22 protein-coding genes are annotated in these 23,915 nt (G+C 41.7%); 5 read left to right on the top strand and 17 right to left on the bottom strand.

What is annotated here, in order from left to right:
• Positions 1-260: 260 nt before the first annotated feature.
• Positions 261-722 (bottom strand): DUF441 domain-containing protein, encoded by a 462-nt coding sequence (locus tag JOC74_RS18495; RefSeq protein WP_053606071.1) that lies wholly within the window; start codon positions 720-722, stop codon positions 261-263.
• A 90-nt stretch (positions 723-812) separates the two neighbouring features.
• Between JOC74_RS18495 and ytvI the strand changes: the two genes are divergently transcribed.
• A complete protein-coding gene (ytvI, locus tag JOC74_RS18500; RefSeq protein ID WP_053603778.1) occupies positions 813-1,931 on the top strand; it encodes a sporulation integral membrane protein YtvI in 1,119 nt (372 codons plus the stop codon).
• A 30-nt stretch (positions 1,932-1,961) separates the two neighbouring features.
• On the opposite strand, the gene JOC74_RS18505 is transcribed toward ytvI, so the two are convergent.
• The 7 genes from JOC74_RS18505 to dnaE form a co-directional block, all read right to left on the bottom strand.
• The gene (locus JOC74_RS18505; protein WP_053603779.1) at positions 1,962-2,348 is read right to left on the bottom strand and encodes an FxsA family protein; all 387 of its coding nucleotides are present in this window, start codon (positions 2,346-2,348) and stop codon (positions 1,962-1,964) included.
• 61 nt (positions 2,349-2,409) lie between these two features.
• Complete coding sequence (gene pyk / locus JOC74_RS18510; protein WP_053603780.1) at positions 2,410-4,170, bottom strand: pyruvate kinase; 1,761 nt, start codon at positions 4,168-4,170, stop codon at positions 2,410-2,412.
• A 14-nt stretch (positions 4,171-4,184) separates the two neighbouring features.
• Positions 4,185-5,144 (bottom strand): 6-phosphofructokinase, encoded by a 960-nt coding sequence (gene pfkA, locus JOC74_RS18515; protein ID WP_053603781.1) that lies wholly within the window; start codon positions 5,142-5,144, stop codon positions 4,185-4,187.
• 220 nt (positions 5,145-5,364) lie between these two features.
• Positions 5,365-6,342, bottom strand: coding sequence for an acetyl-CoA carboxylase carboxyl transferase subunit alpha (gene accA / locus JOC74_RS18520; protein ID WP_053603782.1), 978 nt, complete (start codon positions 6,340-6,342; stop codon positions 5,365-5,367).
• A complete protein-coding gene (gene accD / locus JOC74_RS18525) occupies positions 6,327-7,199 on the bottom strand; it encodes an acetyl-CoA carboxylase, carboxyltransferase subunit beta (protein WP_053603783.1) in 873 nt (290 codons plus the stop codon). The genes accA and accD overlap by 16 nt, the downstream gene beginning before the upstream one ends.
• Before the next feature lie 404 nt (positions 7,200-7,603).
• Positions 7,604-8,833 carry an NADP-dependent malic enzyme gene (gene ystJ, locus JOC74_RS18530; protein ID WP_053603784.1) on the bottom strand — a complete coding sequence of 410 codons (1,230 nt, stop codon included), beginning with the start codon at positions 8,831-8,833 and terminating at the stop codon, positions 7,604-7,606.
• A 100-nt stretch (positions 8,834-8,933) separates the two neighbouring features.
• Positions 8,934-12,269 (bottom strand): DNA polymerase III subunit alpha, encoded by a 3,336-nt coding sequence (dnaE, locus tag JOC74_RS18535; protein WP_053603785.1) that lies wholly within the window; start codon positions 12,267-12,269, stop codon positions 8,934-8,936.
• Between the two features lie 141 nt (positions 12,270-12,410).
• Between dnaE and ytrH the strand changes: the two genes are divergently transcribed.
• Positions 12,411-12,752: a sporulation membrane protein YtrH gene (ytrH, locus tag JOC74_RS18540; RefSeq protein WP_053603786.1), complete on the top strand. Its 342-nt coding sequence runs from the start codon at positions 12,411-12,413 to the stop codon at positions 12,750-12,752.
• Complete coding sequence (gene ytrI, locus JOC74_RS18545) at positions 12,749-13,252, top strand: sporulation membrane protein YtrI (protein ID WP_053603787.1); 504 nt, start codon at positions 12,749-12,751, stop codon at positions 13,250-13,252. The genes ytrH and ytrI overlap by 4 nt, the downstream gene beginning before the upstream one ends.
• A gap of 42 nt (positions 13,253-13,294) precedes the next feature.
• On the opposite strand, the gene JOC74_RS18550 is transcribed toward ytrI, so the two are convergent.
• On the bottom strand, positions 13,295-14,233 hold the full coding sequence (locus JOC74_RS18550; protein ID WP_053603788.1) for a DHH family phosphoesterase: 939 nt from the start codon (positions 14,231-14,233) through the stop codon (positions 13,295-13,297).
• Between the two features lie 137 nt (positions 14,234-14,370).
• On the opposite strand from JOC74_RS18550, the gene JOC74_RS18555 reads away from it, so the two are divergent.
• The gene (locus JOC74_RS18555; protein WP_053603789.1) at positions 14,371-14,679 is read left to right on the top strand and encodes a YtpI family protein; all 309 of its coding nucleotides are present in this window, start codon (positions 14,371-14,373) and stop codon (positions 14,677-14,679) included.
• Between the two features lie 20 nt (positions 14,680-14,699).
• On the opposite strand, the gene JOC74_RS18560 is transcribed toward JOC74_RS18555, so the two are convergent.
• The 7 genes from JOC74_RS18560 to JOC74_RS18590 all read right to left on the bottom strand — a co-directional run bounded on the left by JOC74_RS18560 (position 14,700) and on the right by JOC74_RS18590 (position 21,594).
• Positions 14,700-16,022, bottom strand: coding sequence for a DRTGG domain-containing protein (locus tag JOC74_RS18560; protein WP_053603790.1), 1,323 nt, complete (start codon positions 16,020-16,022; stop codon positions 14,700-14,702).
• A gap of 228 nt (positions 16,023-16,250) precedes the next feature.
• Complete coding sequence (locus tag JOC74_RS18565; protein WP_053603791.1) at positions 16,251-16,934, bottom strand: metal-dependent hydrolase; 684 nt, start codon at positions 16,932-16,934, stop codon at positions 16,251-16,253.
• A gap of 63 nt (positions 16,935-16,997) precedes the next feature.
• Positions 16,998-17,765, bottom strand: coding sequence for an SDR family oxidoreductase (locus JOC74_RS18570; RefSeq protein WP_053603792.1), 768 nt, complete (start codon positions 17,763-17,765; stop codon positions 16,998-17,000).
• 125 nt (positions 17,766-17,890) lie between these two features.
• Positions 17,891-19,276: an argininosuccinate lyase gene (gene argH / locus JOC74_RS18575; RefSeq protein ID WP_053603793.1), complete on the bottom strand. Its 1,386-nt coding sequence runs from the start codon at positions 19,274-19,276 to the stop codon at positions 17,891-17,893.
• The gene (locus JOC74_RS18580; protein WP_053603794.1) at positions 19,273-20,484 is read right to left on the bottom strand and encodes an argininosuccinate synthase; all 1,212 of its coding nucleotides are present in this window, start codon (positions 20,482-20,484) and stop codon (positions 19,273-19,275) included. The genes argH and JOC74_RS18580 overlap by 4 nt, the downstream gene beginning before the upstream one ends.
• Before the next feature lie 147 nt (positions 20,485-20,631).
• Entirely contained in the window at positions 20,632-21,156 is a 525-nt protein-coding gene (locus JOC74_RS18585) for a MogA/MoaB family molybdenum cofactor biosynthesis protein (RefSeq protein WP_211086250.1), read from the bottom strand.
• A gap of 102 nt (positions 21,157-21,258) precedes the next feature.
• Positions 21,259-21,594, bottom strand: a complete 336-nt coding sequence (locus JOC74_RS18590) for a DUF4183 domain-containing protein (RefSeq protein WP_053603796.1) — start codon at positions 21,592-21,594, stop codon at positions 21,259-21,261.
• 224 nt (positions 21,595-21,818) lie between these two features.
• On the opposite strand from JOC74_RS18590, the gene JOC74_RS18595 reads away from it, so the two are divergent.
• The gene (locus JOC74_RS18595; RefSeq protein ID WP_053603797.1) at positions 21,819-22,199 is read left to right on the top strand and encodes a DUF4183 domain-containing protein; all 381 of its coding nucleotides are present in this window, start codon (positions 21,819-21,821) and stop codon (positions 22,197-22,199) included.
• A 260-nt stretch (positions 22,200-22,459) separates the two neighbouring features.
• On the opposite strand, the gene JOC74_RS18600 is transcribed toward JOC74_RS18595, so the two are convergent.
• Entirely contained in the window at positions 22,460-23,659 is a 1,200-nt protein-coding gene (locus tag JOC74_RS18600; protein ID WP_053603798.1) for an acetate kinase, read from the bottom strand.
• Positions 23,660-23,915: the final 256 nt, after the last annotated feature.

The following is a 23,915-nucleotide window of genomic DNA, read 5'->3' on the forward strand; positions in this document are numbered from 1 at the left end:
TTACATTTTCATGTATTACAAAAAATTTAGAAATTTGCAGCAATTTATTAGAGATAGGCATTACCCCATCTAGGTGCCTACCCCCATTATAAACGTTAATGGATCATTTGTTAAATGTTTAACTATAATTTCCCCGCTTATTTTTTTCGCTTAGTTGTCCTTTCCTATAAGTGATCTTCGCTCATTCAAATCACTTTTATATTAATTTATGTTTTCTTAAAAAAATCATATCCTAATTTTCTAATGATGAAATAAAAGCTTCAGGAGAATAATTTTACGGCTTGCATCACAAGGTATGCAATTCCCGCACCGATTAAAGGACCGACAGCTACACCTTTAAAAAGGGATACAGCTAAAATCGTTCCTAATACGAGCGCAGCGGTAATATGGGGATCTTCAGATAATAGCGTTAATCCGTTTTTAGCTATAAGCGCAACTGCAATTCCTGAACCGAGTGCGATCCATGCATACGAGGATTTTAACGATTCATAAAGCTGATTAAAGCCGATTTCACCCGTGGCAATTGGGGCAAGGACGGCAATCGTTATCACTGTAACTCCCCAATTGATTCCTTTTGATTGCAAAAGCGGCAATAATTTGTCACCGGCTCCCACAAGCTTGATCACGAACAAAACAGACACAGCAATTATTAAAGAATTATTTTTGGCAGCCAACGCTATAAGAAGCAGCAGGAGCAAAAATAAATTGGCTTGGCTTATGATTGTCATTTAAATCCCCCCTTCTCTATCATAATCATTTTTTTTGGGAATAGGATGAGATATGGGACATGCCGGAACCAGGAGGTGGCTGATGTGATTCAATCCCATTTAGCTATCCTATATCGAGCATTTATTGTGCTTTTTTTATTAATAGGAAGCCTTTTTCTTCTCTATATTTCCTTTTCGTATATCTATCCTTTTTATTTAGCGCTCATCATTTCGTTGGTTATCCATCCCCTTGTTGAACTTTTGGAAAAACGCACGATGTTTCCAAGAAGCATCAACGTGGCTTTGGTTCTGCTCTTTTTTTTGCTGGCAGGCATCGGTTTGATGTCAATTTTCATTGCAGAAATTATTTCGGGAACCGCTTATTTGGCAGATTTTTTACCGACTCAATTCAATCGGATTTATCTCATTTGGGAGCGAATATTTTCAGACAAAATCATTCCGCTTTACAACCAATCCATGAAATTTTTTTACGGTCTGGAATCCGGACAGCAGGAATCGCTCATCCGTCAATTTGATCGGTTCAGTGAGCAAGCTCTAAGCAACTCAGGCACTTTCATTTCCAGAGTTCTCGAAAGTATCCCGCTCATGATCACTTCAATTCCCGGGACGGCCACTGCAGTCGTTTTTTCCCTGCTTGGAACATTTTTTATCAGCAAGGATTGGTACAAATTAAAAGATATTATGACAAAGGCTATTCCAAAGCAAGTAATTGACAGCGGAGAAGCGGTGGTTGCGGAACTTAAAAAAGCGTTTAATGGATTTATCAAAGCACAGCTTCAGCTGATCGGCATCACATTTTTAATCGTTTTAACGGGCTTTTTTTTGATACAGCTGGAACACGCAGTGACGGTCGCCTTGCTCATTGCAATTGTAGATTTGCTTCCGTATTTAGGAACCGGCTTTGTATTTGTTCCTTGGACGATATATTTGGTGCTTTCGGACCAGCTTCCTCTCGCAATTGGGATCAGTATTATATATAGTGCCGTTTTAATCATTCGGCAATTCATGGAACCAAAAATTCTTAGCAAATCGATTGGGCTTGATCCACTCGCCACATTGATTGCCTTGTTTGCAGGTTTTCGGCTGTTTGGATTTTTAGGGCTGATTATCGGACCGGTCATATTAGTTATTCTTCAAACCCTTATCAATACGGGAGTCGCATATGAGATTTGGCAATATGTTGCTTCCGGCAAAAAAAAATGAAAGGCAGCCTGCATATACAGGCTGCCGTTTTCATTGAATAATTTTTATACGGTTCTTTTCAGCTCTTTTTCTAAACCAATTGATAATAAACGGCTTTATCCATCTACGGGTAAACGGGATAAGCAGCAAAATGCCGATAAGATCCGATAAAAAGCCAGGCAGGATCAAAAGTAATCCTCCTGCAAAAATGCACAGGCTTTCTACGATCGAATCTCCTGGCATTTTACCGTACTGAAGATCGCGCTGCACTTTTCTGTAAACGGCAGCTCCCTGTTTTCTAGATAGCAATCCCCCGAGTACCCCTGTTAGTAAAATGAGCAAAATCGTTGGTAAAAACCCGATTAAGTCTCCTGAAAGAATAAAGAGGATAATGTCTATTATCGGAATAGCAATTAAGACAATTAAAAACTTTCTCATGGATTGTCCCTCCTCATTTATAGTTTACAAGAGAAATAATCAGGCAAAGCATAACAGTTTTTTATAGGATGCTTGTACGTCCTTTATACACCGCACCTTGTGTTGAATCAACCGTAATTTCATCGTCGTCGTTAAAAATGGAAGTAGCATTTTCAAGACCGACAATAACAGGGATACCTAAGCTGAGGCCAACTACCGCCGCGTGGCTTGTAAGGCCGCCTTCCTCTGTAATTAACGCGGATGCCTTTTCTAGTGCTTCCATCATATCACGGTCTGTACTGCGCGTTACAAGCACAGAGCCTGATGTCATTTTTTCATTAGCTTCTTTCGCATTATTTGCAACGACAACATTACCATACGCAGATTTTCTGCCTATTCCTTGTCCCTTTGCAATAATATCGCCAACAATATAAACCTTCATGAGATTTGTTGAACCAGCCTCTCCTACCGGAACACCAGCTGTTATAACAATCAGATCCCCATGGTTGACAACTCCGGAGTTAATAGACTCCTGTACAGCCCCTTCGATCATCTCATCGGTCGTTGAGCACTTGCCGCCGCTTGTAGCAACGACACCGAATACTAAGGCTAGTTTACGGCTTACAGAAGGACTCGTCGTTACAGCAACTATCGGAGCTTTCGGGCGGTATTTGCTGATCATTCGCGCTGTATGGCCGCTTACGGTTGGTGTTACAATTGCAGATACATCAAGATTGATCGCAGTATGGGCTACAGATTGTCCAATTGCATCCGTAATTGACATGCCGACCTGCTGGCTTCTTGTAGAAAGAATATCTTTGTAATTAAGCGCCTGTTCTGAACGGGAAGCAATATTATGCATTGTTTGTACAGCTTCTACAGGATAAATTCCAGCTGCAGTTTCACCTGAGAGCATAATCGCATCTGTACCATCAAAAATTGCATTAGCAACGTCACTTGCCTCCGCTCTTGTCGGACGCGGATTACGCTGCATGCTGTCCAGCATTTGCGTAGCAGTAATTACCGGTTTGCCGAGCGCGTTGCACTTTCTAATTAATTCCTTCTGAACTAATGGAACTTCCTCAGCAGGAATTTCAACACCCAAATCTCCACGAGCAACCATCAGTCCATCGGAAACTTCAAGAATATCGTCAATATTGTCGACGCCTTCTTGGTTTTCAATTTTAGGGATGATTTGGATATCCGTTGCATTATGCTCTTCAAGCAGCTCGCGAATTTCTAATACATCGGAAGGGCGGCGTACGAAGGAAGCTGCGATAAAATCCACACCTTGTTCAATTCCGAACACAATATCATTTGCATCCTTCTCTGTAATTCCAGGAAGATTAACACTTACGCCTGGAACATTCACGCCTTTTTTATTTTTTAACGTTCCGCTGTTCATAATCGTCGTTTTAATTTCATCTGAACCTTTATTCACTTCTGTAACCTTCAGGCCGATTAAGCCATCATCAAGCAAGATAATGGAGCCTTCATGAACATCTTCGATTAATCCTTCGTAGGTGATAGAAAACTTTTCTGTCGTTCCGATTACTTCTTTCATAGAAACAATGATTTCGGATCCTTCTTTAAGCTCAATCGCCCCGTTCTCCATAGTATGAGTACGGATTTCCGGACCTTTCGTATCAAGAAGCAGTGCTACGTTTTTTCCGATGCTTTCGCTTGCTTTGCGAATATTTGAGATTCGGGCACCATGCTCTTCATAATCTCCGTGGGAAAAGTTCAGCCGTGCAACATTCATTCCCGCTTCCATTAAATTAGTGAGCGTCTCAACACTTTCACTGGCTGGTCCTATGGTACAAACAATTTTGGTTTTTCTCATACGTCGACTCCTCCTTAAATGGATAACTCTTGCGATAACTTGTACATGTTTTGATCTACTGAATGTTTCTGATCTAATATTTCCAGGATGTCATGGTTGACCAGTTCATTGCTCTGAATTCCGACACAGCGTCCACCTTTTCCTTCAAGCAAGAGTTCTACTGCATAGGCACCAAGCCTGCTTGCTAATACACGGTCAGCCGCCGTCGGAGTCCCTCCGCGCTGAATATAGCCTAGTACTGAAACCCGGGTTTCTAAACCGGTCGCTCTTTCGATTTTTTCCCCGATATCAACACCGCTTCCTACACCTTCGGCCACAATAATAATACTGTGTTTTTTGCCACGGTCATGTCCGCGTTTCAGCTTAGAAACGATGTCTCCCATATCATAGTCAGCTTCAGGAATTAAAATTGATTCCGCTCCTCCGGCAAGTCCGGACCATAATGCGATATCTCCGGCATGCCTGCCCATTACTTCCACTACGTATGTACGTTCATGAGAGGTCGCCGTGTCCCTGATTTTATCGATTGCGTCAATAACTGTATTCAACGCTGTATCAAAACCAATGGTAAAATCAGTTCCAGGAATATCATTATCGATCGTCCCCGGCACACCCACACACGGGAATCCCATTTCAGTCAGCTTTTTAGCCCCCATGTAAGAGCCGTCTCCGCCTATAACGACGAGACCTTCAATACCAAACTTTTCTAACTGGGCAATTCCTTTTTTTCTGCCTTCAATCGTTTTAAACTCAGGGCATCTTGCAGTGTATAGCTTAGTCCCGCCTCGATGGATAATATCCCCGACTGAGCCTAACTCAAGCTTTTCAATTTTCCCACTGATTAAACCTGAATAACCATTGTAAATCCCAAAAACTTCCACTTCCTGATAGATTGCCTTTCTGACAACCGCACGAACAGCGGCATTCATTCCTGGTGAATCTCCGCCGCTTGTTAATACTCCGATTCTTTTCACTAATTCGTCACCTCGAGAAAGCTCTTATTACTTCTAACATACCATTTTCACAGGGCCAAAACAAATAATAATAGGGAACTTTATGTAATTGAATCTACACAGACTTTTTTATTATACTATTTTATTTTAATATTTTAAACAAATTTTACGTAATTATTTATATGATCACTGTTTTTCGACCGCACTAAAAGCGTGAAGCCTAAATGGCTCACGCTTTATTTTACTTTATTTCTGCAAACTCGTTTTCAGCAGATACTTTGCCAATAGCTTTATATTTTTCATATCTTTGTTTCAAAAGAGAAGCTTGATCTAATTTGATCAATTCCTTTAACGACTCTGTTAAAGTATCTTTAATAAGTTGAGCCTGTTTTTCAATATTACGATGAGCACCGCCTCTGACCTCTTTTATAACAGATTCTATAATACCCAGTTTCTTTAAATCATCCGCGGTGATCTTCATCGTTTCTGCGGCCAATTTGGCTTTACCCGAATCCTTCCATAAAAGAGCTGCAGCACCTTCTGGAGAAATAACCGAATACGTCGAATTTTCAAGCATATACAAATGATTGCCTACTCCAAGTGCAAGAGCTCCGCCGCTGCCGCCTTCTCCGATTACAATACAAATAACCGGTACAGTTAAATCGGCCATTTCAAAAAGGTTGCGGGCGATTGCCTCGCTTTGTCCTCTTTCCTCAGCCGCTTTCCCCGGGTAGGCTCCTTTCGTATCAATAAAACAAATGATTGGTCTTCCGAACTTATCAGCTTGTTTCATTAGCCGTAAAGCTTTTCTGTAGCCTTCCGGATGCGGCATGCCAAAATTTCTGCGAATGTTTTCATTTGTGTCTTTTCCTCGTTGTTGGCCTATTACGGTCACAGGAAGGCCTTGGAACTTAGCAATTCCGCCAACAAGGGCTTCATCATCTCCGTAAAGCCGGTCGCCATGGCACTCAAAAAAATCGGTAAATAAATGCTCGACATAATCAAGCGTCGTGGGACGCTTCGGATGTCTGGCAATTTGGACTCTGTCCCAAGGCTTCAAATTCGTGTAAATATCATCTTCCAGCTTGACAAGACGCGCTTCAAGCCTTGAGATTTCCGCACTTAGATCAACAGCTGAATCCTTTGTGAATTTTTTTAACTCCGATATTTTTTCCCGCAGTTCAATTAGCGGTTTTTCAAATTCTAATTCTCCAACCATTCCAGTTCACCTCCTGTTTGGTGAAGCTTTAACAATTGTGCCAGCGTGCTTTTCATTTCCGCTCTATGGACGATTGCATCCAGCTGTCCGTGTTTTAATAAAAATTCAGCGGTTTGAAAGTCATCCGGCAATTTCTCGCGAATCGTCTGTTCAATAATTCGCCTTCCTGCGAACCCAATTAATGCACCAGGTTCAGCCAAATTAATATCTCCAAGAGAAGCGAAGCTGGCAGATACCCCGCCGGTTGTAGGATGGGTCATAATAGATATGATCAAACCTTTTTCATTGCTTAAGAATTTTAATTCGGAGCTTGTTTTTGCCATCTGCATTAAGCTAAGAACGCCTTCCTGCATTCTCGCTCCCCCTGAAGCTGTAAATATCAGTAAGGGATAGCGTTTATTTTTTGCTAGTTCTGCCGCTTTCGAAATTTTATCTCCGACCACTGTGCCCATGCTCCCCATACGGAAGGAAGCGTCCATGACGGCAATGACTGCCGGAATCCCTTCGATTTTACCTTCGCCCGTGACGACCGCCTCATTTAATGAAGTCTTTTCACGGTCTTTTTCCAGCTTTTCAAGATAGCCAGGAAATTCAAGCGGGTTATTTGAACGCATGCCTTCATTGAATTCTTGAAACGATCCCTCATCAAAAAGGCTGCTGATTCTCTGCCTTGCATTCATCTGCAGATGATGGCCGCAGTTCATACAAACTCTTAAGTTTTTGTCCAATTCTTTTGTTAAAAGAATTTTTTTGCAGCTTGGGCATTTGGTCATAATCCCTGCAGGCACGTCCTGGTTCACTTTATCTGCTGGAACAGAAGCATATTTTTTCTTTTTTGTAAAAAAGTCCTTTAGCAAGTGACTACCTCCCTTTCCTAAAAGGGTATTTCTATAACATCATGTCCATTTCCTCCGCCGATTGATACGTTTGAAAGGATCATGAGATAACTTTACCGAAACTATTGTACTTTTTTTGTCGAAGGCTGTCATCCTTCATACGACATTTTCACCTGATACAAGCCTTTACCGCAATTTCGATAAGAAGCTGAAAAGGCTGATATATCAAGGTTATAGAGCGGTAATTATGATCATTATATTTCGATAAGAAATTTTTGCAAATGAAATAGTGAAAATGAGCAAAATGTGGAGGAATACTTGTTTTTTATTCCAAAAGAACTACAAGAAGGAAATTAAGGAAAACAACGCACTTGCCTCGACAACACGAGACGAGGGTGCGAAAAAAGCGAACCCGAATTGCAATTTTATTCAATGATCGCCAGTTTTCTTGTCTTCTCAGCAACTTCTTCAGGATCTACGTCAATTCTAGCGACCCCGGTTTCCATTGCAGCCTTAGCAACTGCCTTTGCGACAGCTGGAGCTACTCTTGCATCAAATGGAGCGGGTATAACATAATCCGGACTGAGCTCATCCTCAGAAACTAGGGAAGCAATCGCTTCGACAGCTGCGATTTTCATTTCTTCATTGATGTGGGTTGCCCGCGCATCAAGCGCTCCGCGGAAAATGCCGGGAAAAGCCAGCACATTGTTAACTTGGTTCGGAAAATCAGACCTTCCAGTACCTATAACTTTTGCTCCCGCAGCTTTAGCCTCCTCAGGCATAATTTCAGGATTCGGATTTGCCATTGCAAAAATAATCGGATCCTTGGCCATTGAAGAAATCATTTCTTTCGTCAATGCCCCTTCAACAGAGACGCCGATAAAAACATCCGCACCTTTTACTACATCTTGAAGGGAGCCTTCCTTCTTTAAAGTATTCGTAAACTTAGCAACCTCAGCTTTTACAGGATTCATGCCTTGCGGGCGGTTCTCATAAATAGCTCCTTTTGAGTCACACATGACAATATCTCTCACACCGAAATGGTATAGCAGCTTAATGATAGCGATTCCAGCAGCACCGGCGCCATTGGCGACAACTTTTATCTGGGATAACGATTTGCCAGACAGCTTAAGTGCATTCACCAGACCGGCAACAGTGACAATCGCCGTGCCGTGCTGATCATCATGAAAAATCGGTATTTTTGTTTCTTTCTTCAAGCGCTCCTCTATGACAAAACAATTTGGGGCAGCAATATCTTCAAGGTTGACACCGCCAAACGTAGGCTCGAGCAACTTTACCGTTTCTACGATTTTATCTACGTCTGAAGTTCCTAAACAGATAGGAAAGGCGTCGACTCCGGCAAAGCTTTTAAAGAGAACTGCTTTGCCTTCCATAACCGGAAGTGCGGCTTCCGGCCCGATATTACCAAGCCCGAGCACTGCCGTACCGTCAGAAACAACAGCTACCATATTGCCTTTCATTGTATAATCATACACTTTGGTCTTATCGTCGTATATGGATTTACAAGGCTCAGCCACTCCCGGTGAATAGGCTAAGCTCAAATCCTTTGCATTCCTTACCTGGACCTTGGATTTAGATTCCAGCTTTCCCTGGTTTACCTTATGCATATGTAGTGCTTCTTCTTTCAAAGACATTTTCTTCACTCCTTCAAGGGGACTGTAAATGTATACTGAAAATTCATGTATCTGCAAAAAAATGGCGCACATTAAATGTAAAGCAGAATGGATTGCCTGTCTACGATTTCATGATGACATTTTTATCACCGACGAGCTCTTTTAATCGGTATAATGCAGTATGCGACGCATTTAGATTGTACATTGGATGCAGTTTTACGGTTTGTTTTTGTTTTTCATAGTATATATACACTTCAGTCATTCCTTTATTGCCTATTAAAACGCCTTTGATCTTTTCCAATAACTCATTCGTATGCATATGCTCTTCAATTTTTATATACATTGAAGGATGTTCATCAGCCGACAAGTTTTCGATTGGATATGCTTTGCTCACGATAAGCTGCCGTTTTTCATTTCTAAATTCCATTCTTCCTTCTGCTAAGACTAAAGCTCCTTCAATCAGTACATGATTGTACTCTCTAAGTTGATCAGGAAAAATGACGGCTTCAAGCTCTCCCGTTTCGTCACTCAGCTGCAGAAAAGCCATAGATTGCCCGTTTTTTGTACGGATGACTTTCATTTTGCTTAACAATACACCTGCTTTTGCTTTCTTGAATCCTTTCTTGTGCAAATCAGCGATCTCACTCGCGCCTGAAGCAGATAACTTTTCGCGGTACGGGGAAATCGGATGGCTTGAAAAATAAAAGCCAAGAACTGACTTTTCAAAGTTGAGCAAATCAATAACAGGGAACTCTTCCATCACTGTGTATTTAGGCTTGATCGCAAACATTTCCTCTTGAAACAAGCCGAGCTGGTTTCCTTGATCGCCAAACAAGGCCGTATGCTCCAGGGCTACATCGAGGGAGGCCAGAAGGGTTGCCCTGTTTTGGCCAAATTCATCCATTGCACCTGAAAGTACAAGGGATTCCAACATTTTACGATTCAAAGCAGATTGCGATAATCGGAAGCAAAAGTCAAAAAGATCGGTAAATCTCCCCTTTTTTCGCTCTTGAAACACTTCTTTTACTGCCGCAACCCCTACGTTTTTTATTGCTTTTAGGCTGTATCTTATTTTTCCGTTTTCGACCTTAAATGCATACTCGCTGTGATTTACAGACGGTCCCAGCAACTCAAGTCCCTTATCTTTCGCTTCTAATAGATAGTTGGATATCTTTTCCTCATTTCCAATCACGCTCGTTAAAAGGCCTGCCATAAAATTTAAAGGGAAATGTGCTTTTAAATAGGCAAGCTGAAATCCGATCATACTATATGCAACAGCGTGGCTTCTGTTAAATCCGTAGTTTGCAAATTTGACGATTAAATCATAAACTTCATGGGCAACGCTCTCCGCATAGCCTTTTTTCAGGCAGCCGTTTACAAAATGCTCTCGTTCTTTATCAAGTATCGATTTTTGTTTTTTTGAAACCGCTCGCCTAAGCAGATCTGCTTCACCCAGTTTAAAGCCCGCCATTTCAGAAGCGATTCTCATAATCTGCTCCTGGTATACGATGACACCATACGTGTCTTTTAAAATTTCCTTTAGCTTGGGATGTGGATAATCGACTGATTGCTTACCGTGCTTCCGATCAATAAAGACCGGGATATTCTCCATTGGTCCTGGCCGGTAAAGTGCATTCACTGCGACAATATCTTCAAAACCGGTGGGCTTCAGCCTTTTCAGCACGCTTCTCATTCCCGTCGATTCGAGCTGGAACACTCCTGTTGTATCCCCTTTTGCTAATAGCTCGAACGTTTTTTCATCCGATTTTGGTACCTGTGAGAAATCAATTTCAATTCGTTTATCTTTCTCAATCAGCCTTTTTATCGACTCAATTAAAGTGAGATTTCTCAAACCTAAAAAATCCATTTTCAATAAGCCGAGATCCTCAAGATGCTCCATCGAGTACTGTGTAAGATAAACCCCTTCATGGCCATCTTGAACGGGAATTACATTTGTTAAAGGCTCCTTGCTGAGAACAACTCCCGCCGCATGGGTAGAGGCGTGACGGGGAAGACCCTCGATCGTCTTTGCAATTGAGAAAATCCGTTCATATAAGGGGGAGTCCAATAATGTCCGATCCAATCTATCCGATTCGCTTCTGGCTTTGTCCAATGTAATTCCAGGTCTCGCAGGAATCATCTTGGCAAGCTCATCCGATTGCTTAGGGCTGATGCCCATCACTCTGCCGACATCTCTAAGCGCTGCTTTGGCCGCTAACGTTCCGAACGTAATAATTTGTGCCACGTGACTCACTCCGTATTTTTCCTTTACATACTGAATCACTTCGTCTCTTCGATTATCAGGGAAGTCAATATCAATATCGGGCATGCTGATCCGCTCAGGGTTTAAAAACCGTTCAAATAACAGGTCGTGCTCAATCGGATCCACGTCGGTAATATTAAGTACGTAAGACACCAAAGATCCAGCAGCAGAACCCCTTCCAGGACCAGTCGCAATCCCCTGCTCATGGGCATGCTTCATAAAATCCCAGACGATTAAAAAGTAATCGCTAAAAGCCATGCCACTAATAATTTCGAGCTCGTATTCCAATCGTTTCATGTAACGGGAATGGTTAAGCTTTCTCTGATCGATCCCGGCTAAACAGAGCTCTTTTAAATAGCCGTCCGCTGATTTTCCTTCAGGTAAAGGATAGGCCGGGAGCTTCGTCTGGCCTAATGATAAGTCAACATGGCAGACTTCTGAGATGCGCACGGTATTTTCCAAAGCATGTGGATATGCACGATATAACTCGCTCATTTCTACAGATGACTTGAGGTGAAGTTGTTCGTCCACATCGTGATAGTCTGAAATTTTCTCGCCGTTTTTTATCGCCTTCAAACATGTGTATGCAAAACGATCTTTTTTTTCGAGATAATGGACATCCCCTGAAGCTACAATGGGAATCCTGGTTTTTTCCGATAAATCCACAATCAAATCAGACAATCGCTCATTCGTTTTATAGGGCTGAAGAGAAAGATAAAAATGATTATTTCCGAAAATGGAATTTAGGTGAATCGCCGCTTCCTCTGCTTCTCGTTCTTTCCCGTTCAGCAATAAACGTTCTATGTATCCTTTTTCTCCAGGCGTCAGCGCAATGATATCCTTGCTGTAGCTTTTCAGCCATGCTTCTTTTAATCCTTCTTTTGATTTTGATTGAAGGACGCTGCTGATTTTTAGCAGATTTTGATAACCTGTATTCGTTTTCGCCAGCAGCACCAACGGAAAGGGGGTTTGTTCTGTTCCGCTAAAGACAGAAGCCGTTACTCCCAAAATGGGTTTCAGCCCGTGTTTTTTGCATTCTTTGTAAAATTCAACTGCTCCATACATGACGTGAAAATCTGTTAAAGCAATCGAATCAAACTCGAGCAAAGCAGCCTTTTTTGCCAAATCCTTAACTGATGCGGCACTGTCAAGCAAGCTGTAGCCGCTTTGCACCTGTAAGTGTACGAAAGACATCCTGGCCCTCCCTTCTTTTTAGAAAAATGACCTTTACCTACTATTATATGATGCATGTTAAGAAGAAACAAACGTTCTTATTCAAGCTGATCATACTTGTCTGCCCCAGCCCATATAGTAGAAAAAGGCGAGGTGAAAAAAATGAATGAGAGTGAATCGTTTCTCCCAAACTTTATTAACTGCTATTTTATCGCGTTAGGCGTGCTTTTAGGCGGCTCATTTATCGGCGGAATCGGAGCTTATTTATCCGGACAGCCTCCGCTAAGCGTCATTGACGATTTGGCAAAAAATTTGAAGATCTGGGCGCTCGTCGCAGCGATTGGCGGTACGTTTGATGCCGTCCACAGCTTTGAGCGGGGCATATTTGCCGGCAACACATGGGATATGTTTAAACAGGTTCTCTTAATCGTATCTGCAATGGGCGGTGCCAATACAGGACAGCTGATTATTTCATGGCTGACCCAGGAGCACATTTCTTCATGAGAATCCCGCCTTATCATAAAAAACCGAGCTGGGAGCGTTTTTTTGCCGGGATGATTTTCGGAGCCATCGTTACCTGGTTTTTCTTTCTTTTTACATACGGTACATTCCAGCAGAAGCAGGTCACACTCATAAAGGAGCAAAGAGAGCACATTTCGGATCTGAACGAACAGATTAAGCTTTTTCAGAACGACCTCTATAAATTGAACGAAGACAATAAACGGAAGCTGCTGATTCAAAGCGTGGAAGTGAACCTGATCAATGCCGAACAGTACAGAATTTCACAGCCCGACCGATTAGCCATTGAAGAGGAAATTAAAGATCAAATATCCGAGGTCATCACAAAGGATATTGAAAGTGTTTATCAAACGAAAGAAATTTTAAAGCGTTCAATCGAAAACAAACGCTTTAAAGGCGACGGCCATGACTATCAAGTAAAAGTAGAGGAGCTCATCATTTACACAAGGCTCTCTGTTCAGCTCAGGATTTCTTTTGCCAAATAGAAGCAGGCAAAAAAGGCTTTCAAAGTAGAAAGCCCGAATCCATTAGAATGCTTTGCACAGCTCTTCCAGGTCGTCAATAATTTCACTGACAGTGCTCCATTCTGAAATCGATGCTCCGGCGGCTAACGGATGACCGCCGCCCTTATATTTTTTAGCGATTTCATTAATGACTGGCCCTTTCGATCTGAATCTTACTCTGATTTGATTTTCTTCTTCAACAAAGAATACCCACGCTTTAATGCCTGATATGCTTCCGAGTGTCCCTACCAGCTGAGAAGCCTCAGTTGCGGTAACTTTGTATTTCTCCAAAATATCTTTTTTGATAATGACGGAAGCGACTCCGGCTTCAGATAATTCAACATGCTGATAAATGTAACCATTGAGTTTAACCACTTGCAGTTTCGTTTCATATAATTGATCGAACAGCACTGTAGAAGAAAATGGATATTCGATCAGCTCCCCCGCATATTTTAATGTCTTTTTCGTTGTATTTGGAAAAAGAAAACGTCCGGTATCTCCGACGATTCCGGCATAAATCAGCTCAGCGGCTTTCGTGGAGATTTCCCAGCCTGCATTTTTTCCTTCAAGGTAAAGCTCATAGATCATCTCACTAACAGAACTTGCTTCGGTATCTACCCATAAAAGGTCCCCGTAAGGGTCTTCATTTGGGTGGTGGTCAATTTTAATAAGCTTATCGCCTTTCCCAAAGCGGGAATCGCAAATCCGCGCTTGGTTCGCGGTATCACAAACAATGACGAGCGCTCCTTTATAAATCTCATCTTCGATTTCATCCATCGGATATAAAAAGGAAAGGGAAGGCTCAGGAGTTCCAGCCACATAAATTTTTTTATGCGGATACGATTGCTTCAATAGTTCCGCAAGCCCGCACTGGGAACCATAAGCATCCGGATCTGGCCTTACATGTCTATGTATTATTATTGTGTCATATAATGATATCGTTTTTATTACTTCACTTTTCATCCGTTTGCTCCTTTTTTGAAAGACTTCTTCATTTCATTTAAACACAACGAGGTTAAAAGAAAAACATTTACAGCTAGAAAGAAATCACAACTACCGATAAAATAAGAATGTGACGACTGACAATTGGGGGAAAAATTATGCTTGTTCTTACGTTAATCATTTGTCTTTTTGCCTTTGCCTACTTATTTTATAAAGTGCGGGCCATCCGTGCGAAACGTTCGATTGAAAAAGACGTTTTAAATTCGAAATCAAGCATGTCACTAGGTCTGTTTATCGTCTCTTTCGGCCTGAATCAGCTTCTATTAAACCGATCTACTTTGGCCGTAGTCATCGGAATCTTGTTTATTTTGGTCGGTGCCGGCAGTGTTTGGGCTGGCTATAAAGCATACAGGTATTACAGCCCTATTTTTGAAAAAGAATTGCAAAGAGAGAACCATCATGCATGAGGGGCGGCAAAATCGTCCCTTTAGCTTCTTTCCATGAGCTGTACCATCATCATAGCTTTGCCGACAATGTTTCCCTGATGAAACACTTCGACGTCCAATTTTCCGAACTTCCTGCCGACTTCAAGTATTTTCGGTTCGATTTCAATCACGGCCTCCATTTGAACAGGCTTTAGAAAAAAGATCGTAATATTTTCAATCACAACCTCGCCTTTTTTTCTTGATCGCAAATATCGGTTGGCGGCCTCGGTCAAAATCGTCGTAAATACCCCATAAGAAATGGTGCCAAGCTGATTTGTCATTTGCGGGGCAACTTCATACTGATAACGGGCCCCACTCGTATCCTTGCTTTCTTCAGTTTCTTTGAATCCTCCTGCTACGATGTCATCAAGCTTCTCTCCAACCTGGGGCTGCTTTTGAATCATTTGCAGAGCCTTTAATACATCCTGTCTGCTAATCATTCCGATGAGCTTTTGATGATCGTTAATAACCGGCAATACTTCGATCCCTTCCCACACCATTAGCTGGGCAGCAGAAGCGACCGAGGTTTTTCCGATCACTGTTATTGGTTTTTTTGTCATCACTTTTTCAACCAAGACATTTTTATCAAAGCCTGCAATGTCCTTCGAAGTTAAAATTCCATGGATCCGCATCTGTTTATCTATAACGGGAAATCTGCCGTGACTTGTTTCCGAATTCTTTTCATACCATTTCTCCAGCTTGTCTGTCGGCGAAAGATAGACTGTCCGCTCCAAAGGGGTTAAAATATCCTCCACCATCACTATCTCTTTTTTTATGAGCTGATCGTAAATCGCACGATTGATCATAGCAGCTACTGTAAAGGTATCATAACTTGTCGAGATAACCGGCAATTCATGCTGATCAGCCAAGCGGATAATCTCTTCCTCCGTATCAAAACCGCCGGTCACAAGCACCGCTGCGCCAGCCGCCAGAGCATGACGATGCGCGTCAGTCCTGTTGCCGACAATCAGCAAGTTTCCGGCTCCTGTATATCTCATCATTGCATCTATTTCCATTGCCCCAATGACAAATTTATTCAATGTCTTATGAAGTCCTGATTTCCCTCCGAGGACTTGTCCATCTATTACGTTAACGACTTCTGCATACGTTAATTTTTCAATATTTTCTTTTTTCTTTTTTTCTATTCTAATCGTGCCGACTCTTTCAATTGTACTGACGAACCCTTTGTTTTCTGCATCTTTAATGGCGCGATAGGCTGTGCCTTCACTTACTTTCATCTCTTTGGCAATTCTTCTGACCGAGATCTTTTCTCCCACTGGCAAAGAGTCAATAAATGTCAAAATCTGTTCGTGTTTGGTTGTCAACCTGTTCACCTTCTAGAATCAATTCTTACTATGTATTATAATAGGTAATCAGAATTATCCGCAATACGACGTTGCCTTGTATTCCCGGCAAAAAAAACAAGCCGCCTAACTTCAGGCCTGTTAAGCGAACTTGTTTGCACCCGCATAAACGGTCAGAAAGCCCCACTCCCCGGGAACTTTCAGTCATCATTAGGATTAATTGCCCCAAAAATCCGGAATTGGTTCACCTTACAATTCGATTGAATCTCCGACTTCCATTACCTTTCCTACACCGCCGGGCAGGCTTTCGGCAAAGGCATAAGGATCCTGTTTGATCGGCGGAAACGTATTATAATGAATCGGAACCACTCTTTTTGCTCTAACCCATTCAGCTGCAATTTTCGCATCATCAGGACCCATCGTAAAATTATCTCCGATCGGTAAAAAGGCAAGGTCAATTGAGTTGAGCTCGCCAATCAGCTTTAGATCAGAAAAGAGTCCAGTATCACCTGCATGGTAAACCGTTTTATCATCGACCGTCAGCAAGATCCCTGCTGGCATGCCAGTATAAATAATTTCTTTATTTTCCTCATCCGTCACAGCAGAACCATGAAACGCTTGCGTTAATTTGACTTTGCCGAAATCGAATTCTCTTCCTCCGCCAATATGGAGCGGGTGAACCTTTATGCCTTTCCATCCCAAATAAACTGCAAGCTCATTTGGAGCAATGACAAGCGCATCATTATTCTTGGCAATTAACTCCGTGTCCCCCACATGGTCATTATGTCCGTGTGTAAGTAAAATGACATCCGCCTTGACATCGTCTGGTTTTAAATCCGTCAAATTATTCCCAGTTAAAAAAGGATCAATGATAATTCGGTGGCTTTTTGTTTCCACTGCAACTACTGAATGGCCATGAAATGATACTTTCAATTGTTACACCTCATTTTTTTAATCGTTTATACTTTTTTCCCTGAAAAGTTAAGAGTAAAACCATTAACGGCTCGAGGAAGCTCGTAAAACATCCAGTCCTCCTGCAGCCTCAATCACAGCTCCGGTTATCATATCCGAATCTTTCTCACAAAGAAACGTAATAATTCTTGCTATGTCTTGCCCTGTACCTGAGCGGCCAATCGGAGTTTTGTTTTCCTCTACAGAACGTGCATAATCAATCGATGCTTCTTTCATTTTGCCAACGATATCACCGGGACAAACCATATTGGCGGTAATGCCTGCATCAGCTTCCTCGATGGCAATTGATTTGGTCAGTGATACTAACCCGGTTTTTGCAGCTCCATACGCGGAACGGTGAAGCCAACCGGACGCATGGCCGGCTCCTTGAAAGCCATATGTAATGATTCTGCCAAACCTCTGGCTCCTCATGGCGGGAATGACCGCCTTGAACAAGTGAAAGACAGCGCTTAAATTGCCTTCCATCATTTCATACCATTCTTCGTCTGTATAGTCTGCAAGTTTCTTTCTTTGAAAAATATAAGGACCTGCATTGTTTATTAGAAAGTCCACTCTGCCAAATTGGGTTAAGGCTTTTTGAACCAATTGGCGCATGTCATCCTTTTGTGTGGCATCCCCTTTGATAAATTGCAATCGATCAAGGTACTGGCTAAACTGCTTTTTCAACTGGTTAACGGCTTCTTCGTCCTGTCTGTAATTGACTGTTACTGAATAGCCTTTTTCAAGCAAAGCTTCTGTCACTTTCCTGCCTAACCCCTTTGATCCAGCGGTTATCAAAGCATGCCTTCTCATCTTAGCCTCACCCCCAAAGCTTGTCTTTTTCACTACAACTTGACTTTACTACAAAATTGCAAATATATCATTCCTAAAGCACAAAAAAATAAGCCACCCTAAAAGGATGGCTCGATTTTGGCAAGTTATTCTTTCACAGTTGACATGATAGATTTTGCCTTTTCAATAGCTTCTTCTACCTTCTTAAAACCGGTTCCGCCCGCACTCATTCTCTTCTTAACTGCCGCATACGGATCTAGTATCTCAAATACGTCCTCTTCAAAGAGATGGCTTGCCTCACGGAACGAATTCAATGAAAGATCAAGTAAATATTTATTTTCTTCAATGCATGTGTAAACAAGTTTTCCAACCACTTCATGAGCTTCACGGAAAGGCATTCCTTTTTTCGCCAGGTAGTCGGCGAGCTCGGTTGCATTTGAAAAATCCTGCATCGTAGCTGTTTTCATTATGTTCTCGTTGACTTTCATGCTTTCAATCATACCGGCAAAAATCTTCAAGCTCCCTACCACTGTTGTCACGGTATCGAACATACCTTCCTTATCTTCTTGCAAATCCTTATTATAAGCAAGCGGAAGTCCTTTCATGATCGTAAGAAGTCCGGTTAAATTACCGTATACCCGACCAGTTTTCCCGCGAATTAATTCAGCCATATCTGGGTTTTTCTTTTGCGGCATCATGCTGCTTCCAGTAGCATAAGTATCATCAAGCTCAATGAATTTGAATTCCTGAGAGCACCAAAAGATAATTTCCTCGGCAAATCTGGAAAGATGCATCATTAAAAGACTGCTATTCGATAAAAACTCGAGAATAAAGTCCCGGTCACTCACACCATCAAGGCTGTTTTCATAAATCGAATCAAAGCCAAGAAGCTGGGCGGTATATTCCCTGTCAATAGGGAACGTTGTCCCGGCAAGCGCCCCGCAACCAAGAGGAGATTTATTGATTCGTTTCATGGAATCAGAAAAGCGCTCCTTATCCCTTTCCAACATCCAAAAATAAGCCATAAGGTGGTGGGCAAACGAAATCGGCTGGGCACGCTGAAGATGGGTATAACCGGGCAAAATCGTTTCCACGTGCTGCTCAGCCTTTTTGATTAGCTCGTGTTGGAACTCGCCAATCAGCCCTATGACCATCTCTGTATTCTTTTTTAAATACAGGTGCATATCTGTCGCTACTTGGTCATTCCGGCTCCTTGCCGTATGAAGCTTGCCTCCTAGAGGGCCGATCTCATCAATCAAAAGCTTCTCCAGATTCAAGTGTATATCTTCATAATCGGTGCTAAACTGAAGCTCGTTGTTTTTTGCTTTTTCAAGAAGACGCTCCAGCCCGCTTTTGATCTGGAGCTCTTCTTCTCCGGAAATAATCCCGGTTTTTTTCAGCATAGCAAGATGGGCAAGAGACCCTGTAATATCTTCTTCTACGAGTTGCTGGTCAAATGAGATGGAAGCTCCAAATTCATCGACCCATTTTTCTGGTGTTTTTTGAAATCGGCCTCCCCACAGCTTTTTCATGCTTTAACCTGCTCCTTTTTGTTCACCATACTGTTTACTTTCGTAGGCAAGCCCCAAAGCTCAATAAAGCCGATCGCTGCATTATGATCGAACGCATCTTCTTTTGTATACGTTGCAAGCTTTTCATCGTAAAGGGAATATTCGGATTTGCGCCCTTCGACAATAGCATGGCCTTTAAATAGTTTTACGCGCACGACGCCTGACACATTTTTTTGCGTCTCTTCTAAAAATGCTTGAAGAGCCTTAGTCAGCGGAGAAAACCATAAGCCGTTATAAATGACTTCAGCCATTTTTTGTTCAATGACAGGTTTAAAATGAGCAACTTCTTTAACTAAAGTTAAATCTTCGAGCTCTTTGTGTGCTTTTAAGAGCGTAACAGCACCCGGACATTCGTAGATTTCTCTTGATTTGATACCAACAAGCCGGTTTTCCACATGGTCAATTCTTCCGACACCGTGCTTGCCTGCCACTTCATTAAGCTTTAAGATGATGTTCGCTGGAGTATAAGAAACACCATTCAGCGCAACAGGGATACCTTTTTCAAACGAAATTTCGATCGTTTCAGGTGTATCCGGCGTATTTTCAAGCGGCTGAGTCAAATCGTAAGCTCCTTCCGGAGGTGCAGCCCAAGGATCCTCTAATACACCACACTCATTGCTTCTGCCCCAAAGGTTTTGATCAACGCTGTACGGGCTGTCAAGTTTGATTGGAACCGGAACTCCGTGTTTTTGGGCGTATTCAATTTCTTCCTCCCGTGACCATTGCCAATCACGAACAGGTGCAAGCACTTCTAAATCAGGATTTAGAGATTTGATCGAAACTTCAAAACGAACCTGGTCGTTTCCTTTTCCAGTACAGCCGTGAGCTACAGCTTGAGCATTTTCTTGCTCCGCAACCTCGACCAGCTTTTTGGAAATCAATGGACGGCTAAGAGCGGAAACAAGCGGATATTTTCCTTCATACATCGTATTCGCCTTTAATGCAGTCATGGCAAAATCAGCGGCAAACTCTTCTTTTGCATCGATCACATACGATTTTGATGCGCCAACCTGAAGTGCTTTTTGCTGAACAAACGCTAAATCTTTTCCTTCACCAACATCCAGGCAACATGCAATGACATCATAATTTTGTTCTTGAAACCATTTTATCGCAACAGAAGTATCAAGACCTCCTGAATATGCAAGGACTACTTTTTTCTTTTGGACCATTTTGAAGACCCCTCTCACAGATGTGTATAAAAATTAGTTTTTATTCATAAAAATGCATTTGATATGTATATACTCTAACAAGTTATTTTTCTTTTTTCAACCTTTTCATAAAAAAAATTCATCCACTCGATTGGATGAATAAAAAGGTTAAGTATTTGATTGCCTATCCTTCCTTATTTCCCTTATCACATGGGCAATTTCCGGTACGATGAGTTTATTCATTGCAAGCTTAACGGCACCGCTGGATCCGGGTGTGGAAAAAACGGCTGTATGCATAATAACTCCTGCTTCTGCTCTTGAAAGAATCGCTGCTGAACCAATATCCTCTGTATAACTAAGCATCCTGAATAACTCGCCGAACCCGGGTATCGTTTTATCAAACAAAGGAGATATCGCCTCTATCGTGACGTCTCTTGAGGCAATTCCCGTCCCGCCATTTAAAAGAACAGCATCGGTTTCATTATCTCTGCATCCCGCAAGGACACATTCTCTTATGGCTTCAAGCTCGTCCTTTACAATGTGACGCCTGATGACAATATGGCCAGCTTTTTTTAGGAGTTCAATCATTAATTTGCCGCTTTTATCGGTTTCATAAGTTCTAGTGTCACTGACCGTTATAACATGACAGGACACCCGATTGGGCGCTTCTTTTTTGTGTTCCTCTACGCTCATTGTTTCACCCCTGAAAATTAATACATAAAAAGCCTTGTAAACAGTATACACGATTCTGTTTATAAGGCTAAATGAAAACAAAACATAACCATGCACTGGGGTTCATAATTTTATCATTTGCAGGATTAACGGCGCTCCTTCAGTCGGTACGTCAGATGTTTTCAATATGATGGCTCCGCTCTGTACATCGTAGCTTTCCTTAGGCTGCAACACTCCGTTTATAAAAAGATTCATGTATGATACTTTACAAGGGTCAAGTATGACTTGCTTTCCTAAGTCATTGATTCCATCTTCTTCTGTGTAAATTCTTTTTTGGCCATCTGAAATCGTATAAAACTCATAAATGTTTAATTTCTTAGGTATATGGAATTGAACCTCTTCTGAAGCTACAGTCGGTATAGTAAGCAATGGTTTTTTTACATTTCCTTTATCGTTCATTTATTCATCACTCCGAACTACTGAAACTTCACTTTGACAGGTAAACAATTCGGACTTCTGCGGACAATTGACTTCATCCTTCGACCTGGATAAATCCTCTACATTTTATCAATTCAGTTTAAAAATGTGCCTGTTTATTTTTTAATCCTTTATAAAAAATTTATAGGCAACTGTCTATACATTTACATAATATGAAGTGATCTGATGAAAGGGAGGGAAAATGATTGCCACTTCAAATCATGAAGCCTGCAATTACTACTGATTCAACAGTTACTGTAGTACCAACAGTTAAAAGATTTTTTAACGAGGCTGCAGAAACTGTAACCGGAAAAGGAAATTTAACAATTGCTGTTGAAGACTTCTGGACAGATACTGGAGCAGACGCAACTGCACTTCCTGCATTAACTGCAGATAATAGTTATTACAACGTTTATGTGAATGGTGTACTGCAAATGGAAGATTTATTAGACTACACTCCCGGAGGTTCAGGGACTGGGAAACTTGTCATTACTGTCCCTACAGGCTCAACTATTGAACAACATTCTCCTGTAGTTCTGGTTGTTACTTACTTCGCTCCAACATCTGATATCACTATTTTCAACTAATCTTTTGGAGCCTCTGAAATTGGTTATTCAGAGGTTTCTTGTGGGAAAAACTTGTGTGGTTGCATGGATTCCGGCCTGTTAGATCATGCGGATTTTCCTCCGGCGATCTTCCGAACAAGACCTGCCTCCTCCTAAATGTATTACGCAGCCAAAATGCCGGCGGATCTCTAAGAAAATGCAATATGTATTTTCTCAACAAATAAAAAACAACCTCCTCTCATGCTGGTTTATAACATGAAAGGAGGTTGTTTAAATCACTGTTAAATCAACGTTTTTTTCGCAATTCTTTCTACGTCTCTGGCAATCATGACTTCTTCATTTGTTGGAATAATGATTACCTTTACAGGGGAATGCGGGTAGTTGATAAATGCTTCTTCACCGTGCGTATTATTTAATGCAGGGTCCCAGTATACGCCCATGAACTCAAGTCCGTTAAGAACGCGTGAACGAACTTCGGCGCTATTTTCACCGATTCCGGCAGTAAAAATAATCGCGTCAATTCCGCGCATTCTTGCAGCGTATGAACCGATGTATTTATGAATTCGTTCTGCAAAAACATCTAGGGCTACTTCAGCACGCTGATTTCCTTCAAGGGCTGCTTCATGGATATCACGAAGGTCGCTGGAAAGACCGGAGATTCCAAGTAGTCCGCTTTTCTTATTTAAGACGTTCAGCACTTCTTCCGCTGTTTGGCCTGTTTTTTCCATAATAAAAGGAATCAAAGCAGGATCAATGTTTCCAGAGCGTGTACCCATCGCTACTCCGGCAAGAGGGGTGAAGCCCATAGACGTATCAATTGATTTGCCGCCTTCTACTGCTGCGATGCTGGCACCATTACCTAAATGGGCTGATATCAAACGAAGCTCTTCCAAAGGACGTCCAAGCAGTTCAGCAGCACGTTCCGTTACGTATTTATGGGAAGTTCCATGGAATCCATATTTACGGATGCCAAATTTCTCATAATATTCATAAGGAAGGCTATATAAATAAGATTGCTCAGGCATTGTTTGATGAAACGCAGTGTCAAAAACAGCAACTGCAGGAACTTGCGGAAGTATTTCCTTGAAGGCTTTAATTCCAACGAGGTTTGCCGGATTGTGCAGCGGAGCAAGTTCTGAAATCTCTTCGATCTCCCTGATCGTTTCATCCGTCAATAAAGTCGAATCGCTGAATTTTTCTCCTCCGTGGACTACTCGGTGCCCAATTCCGTCAATTTCATTTAAATCTTGAATGATTTGAAACTCAGTGAGCTTTTTCAAAAGCATTTTTACGGCAATGGCATGATTCGAAATGTCTGTTGTTTCCGTGTTTTTTTCACCGTTTACAGAAATGGTGAATATGCCTTGATCCATACCGATCCGTTCAACTAAGCCTTTCGTAAGGACTTTTTCACTGGGCATTTCAAACAGTTGAAATTTTAATGAAGAGCTTCCCGCGTTAATTGCAATGATTTTGGACATGAATGTCGCTCCTTTTACTCAGGTATATAATGAAAATTCAACGTTTACAAGGGTATGTCGCTTGGCCCTTTTGAATTTTTCAGGAAGTATTTGTTCTGCTCCAAGCTATCAAGCAGTATAAATGATCTGTAAAAAACTACTTATCAATAATCTGACTTATTCATTTAAACATTGAAAAACATACTTTGCAAGCCTTATCAGTTATGATAGTGCTTTCATTTTAAAATTATTTTCTGGAAAAAAGAGTAAACATAAG

The organism is Bacillus capparidis, from assembly GCF_017832095.1.
In the GTDB taxonomy this organism is placed as follows: domain Bacteria; phylum Bacillota; class Bacilli; order Bacillales; family Bacillaceae; genus Bacillus; species Bacillus gobiensis.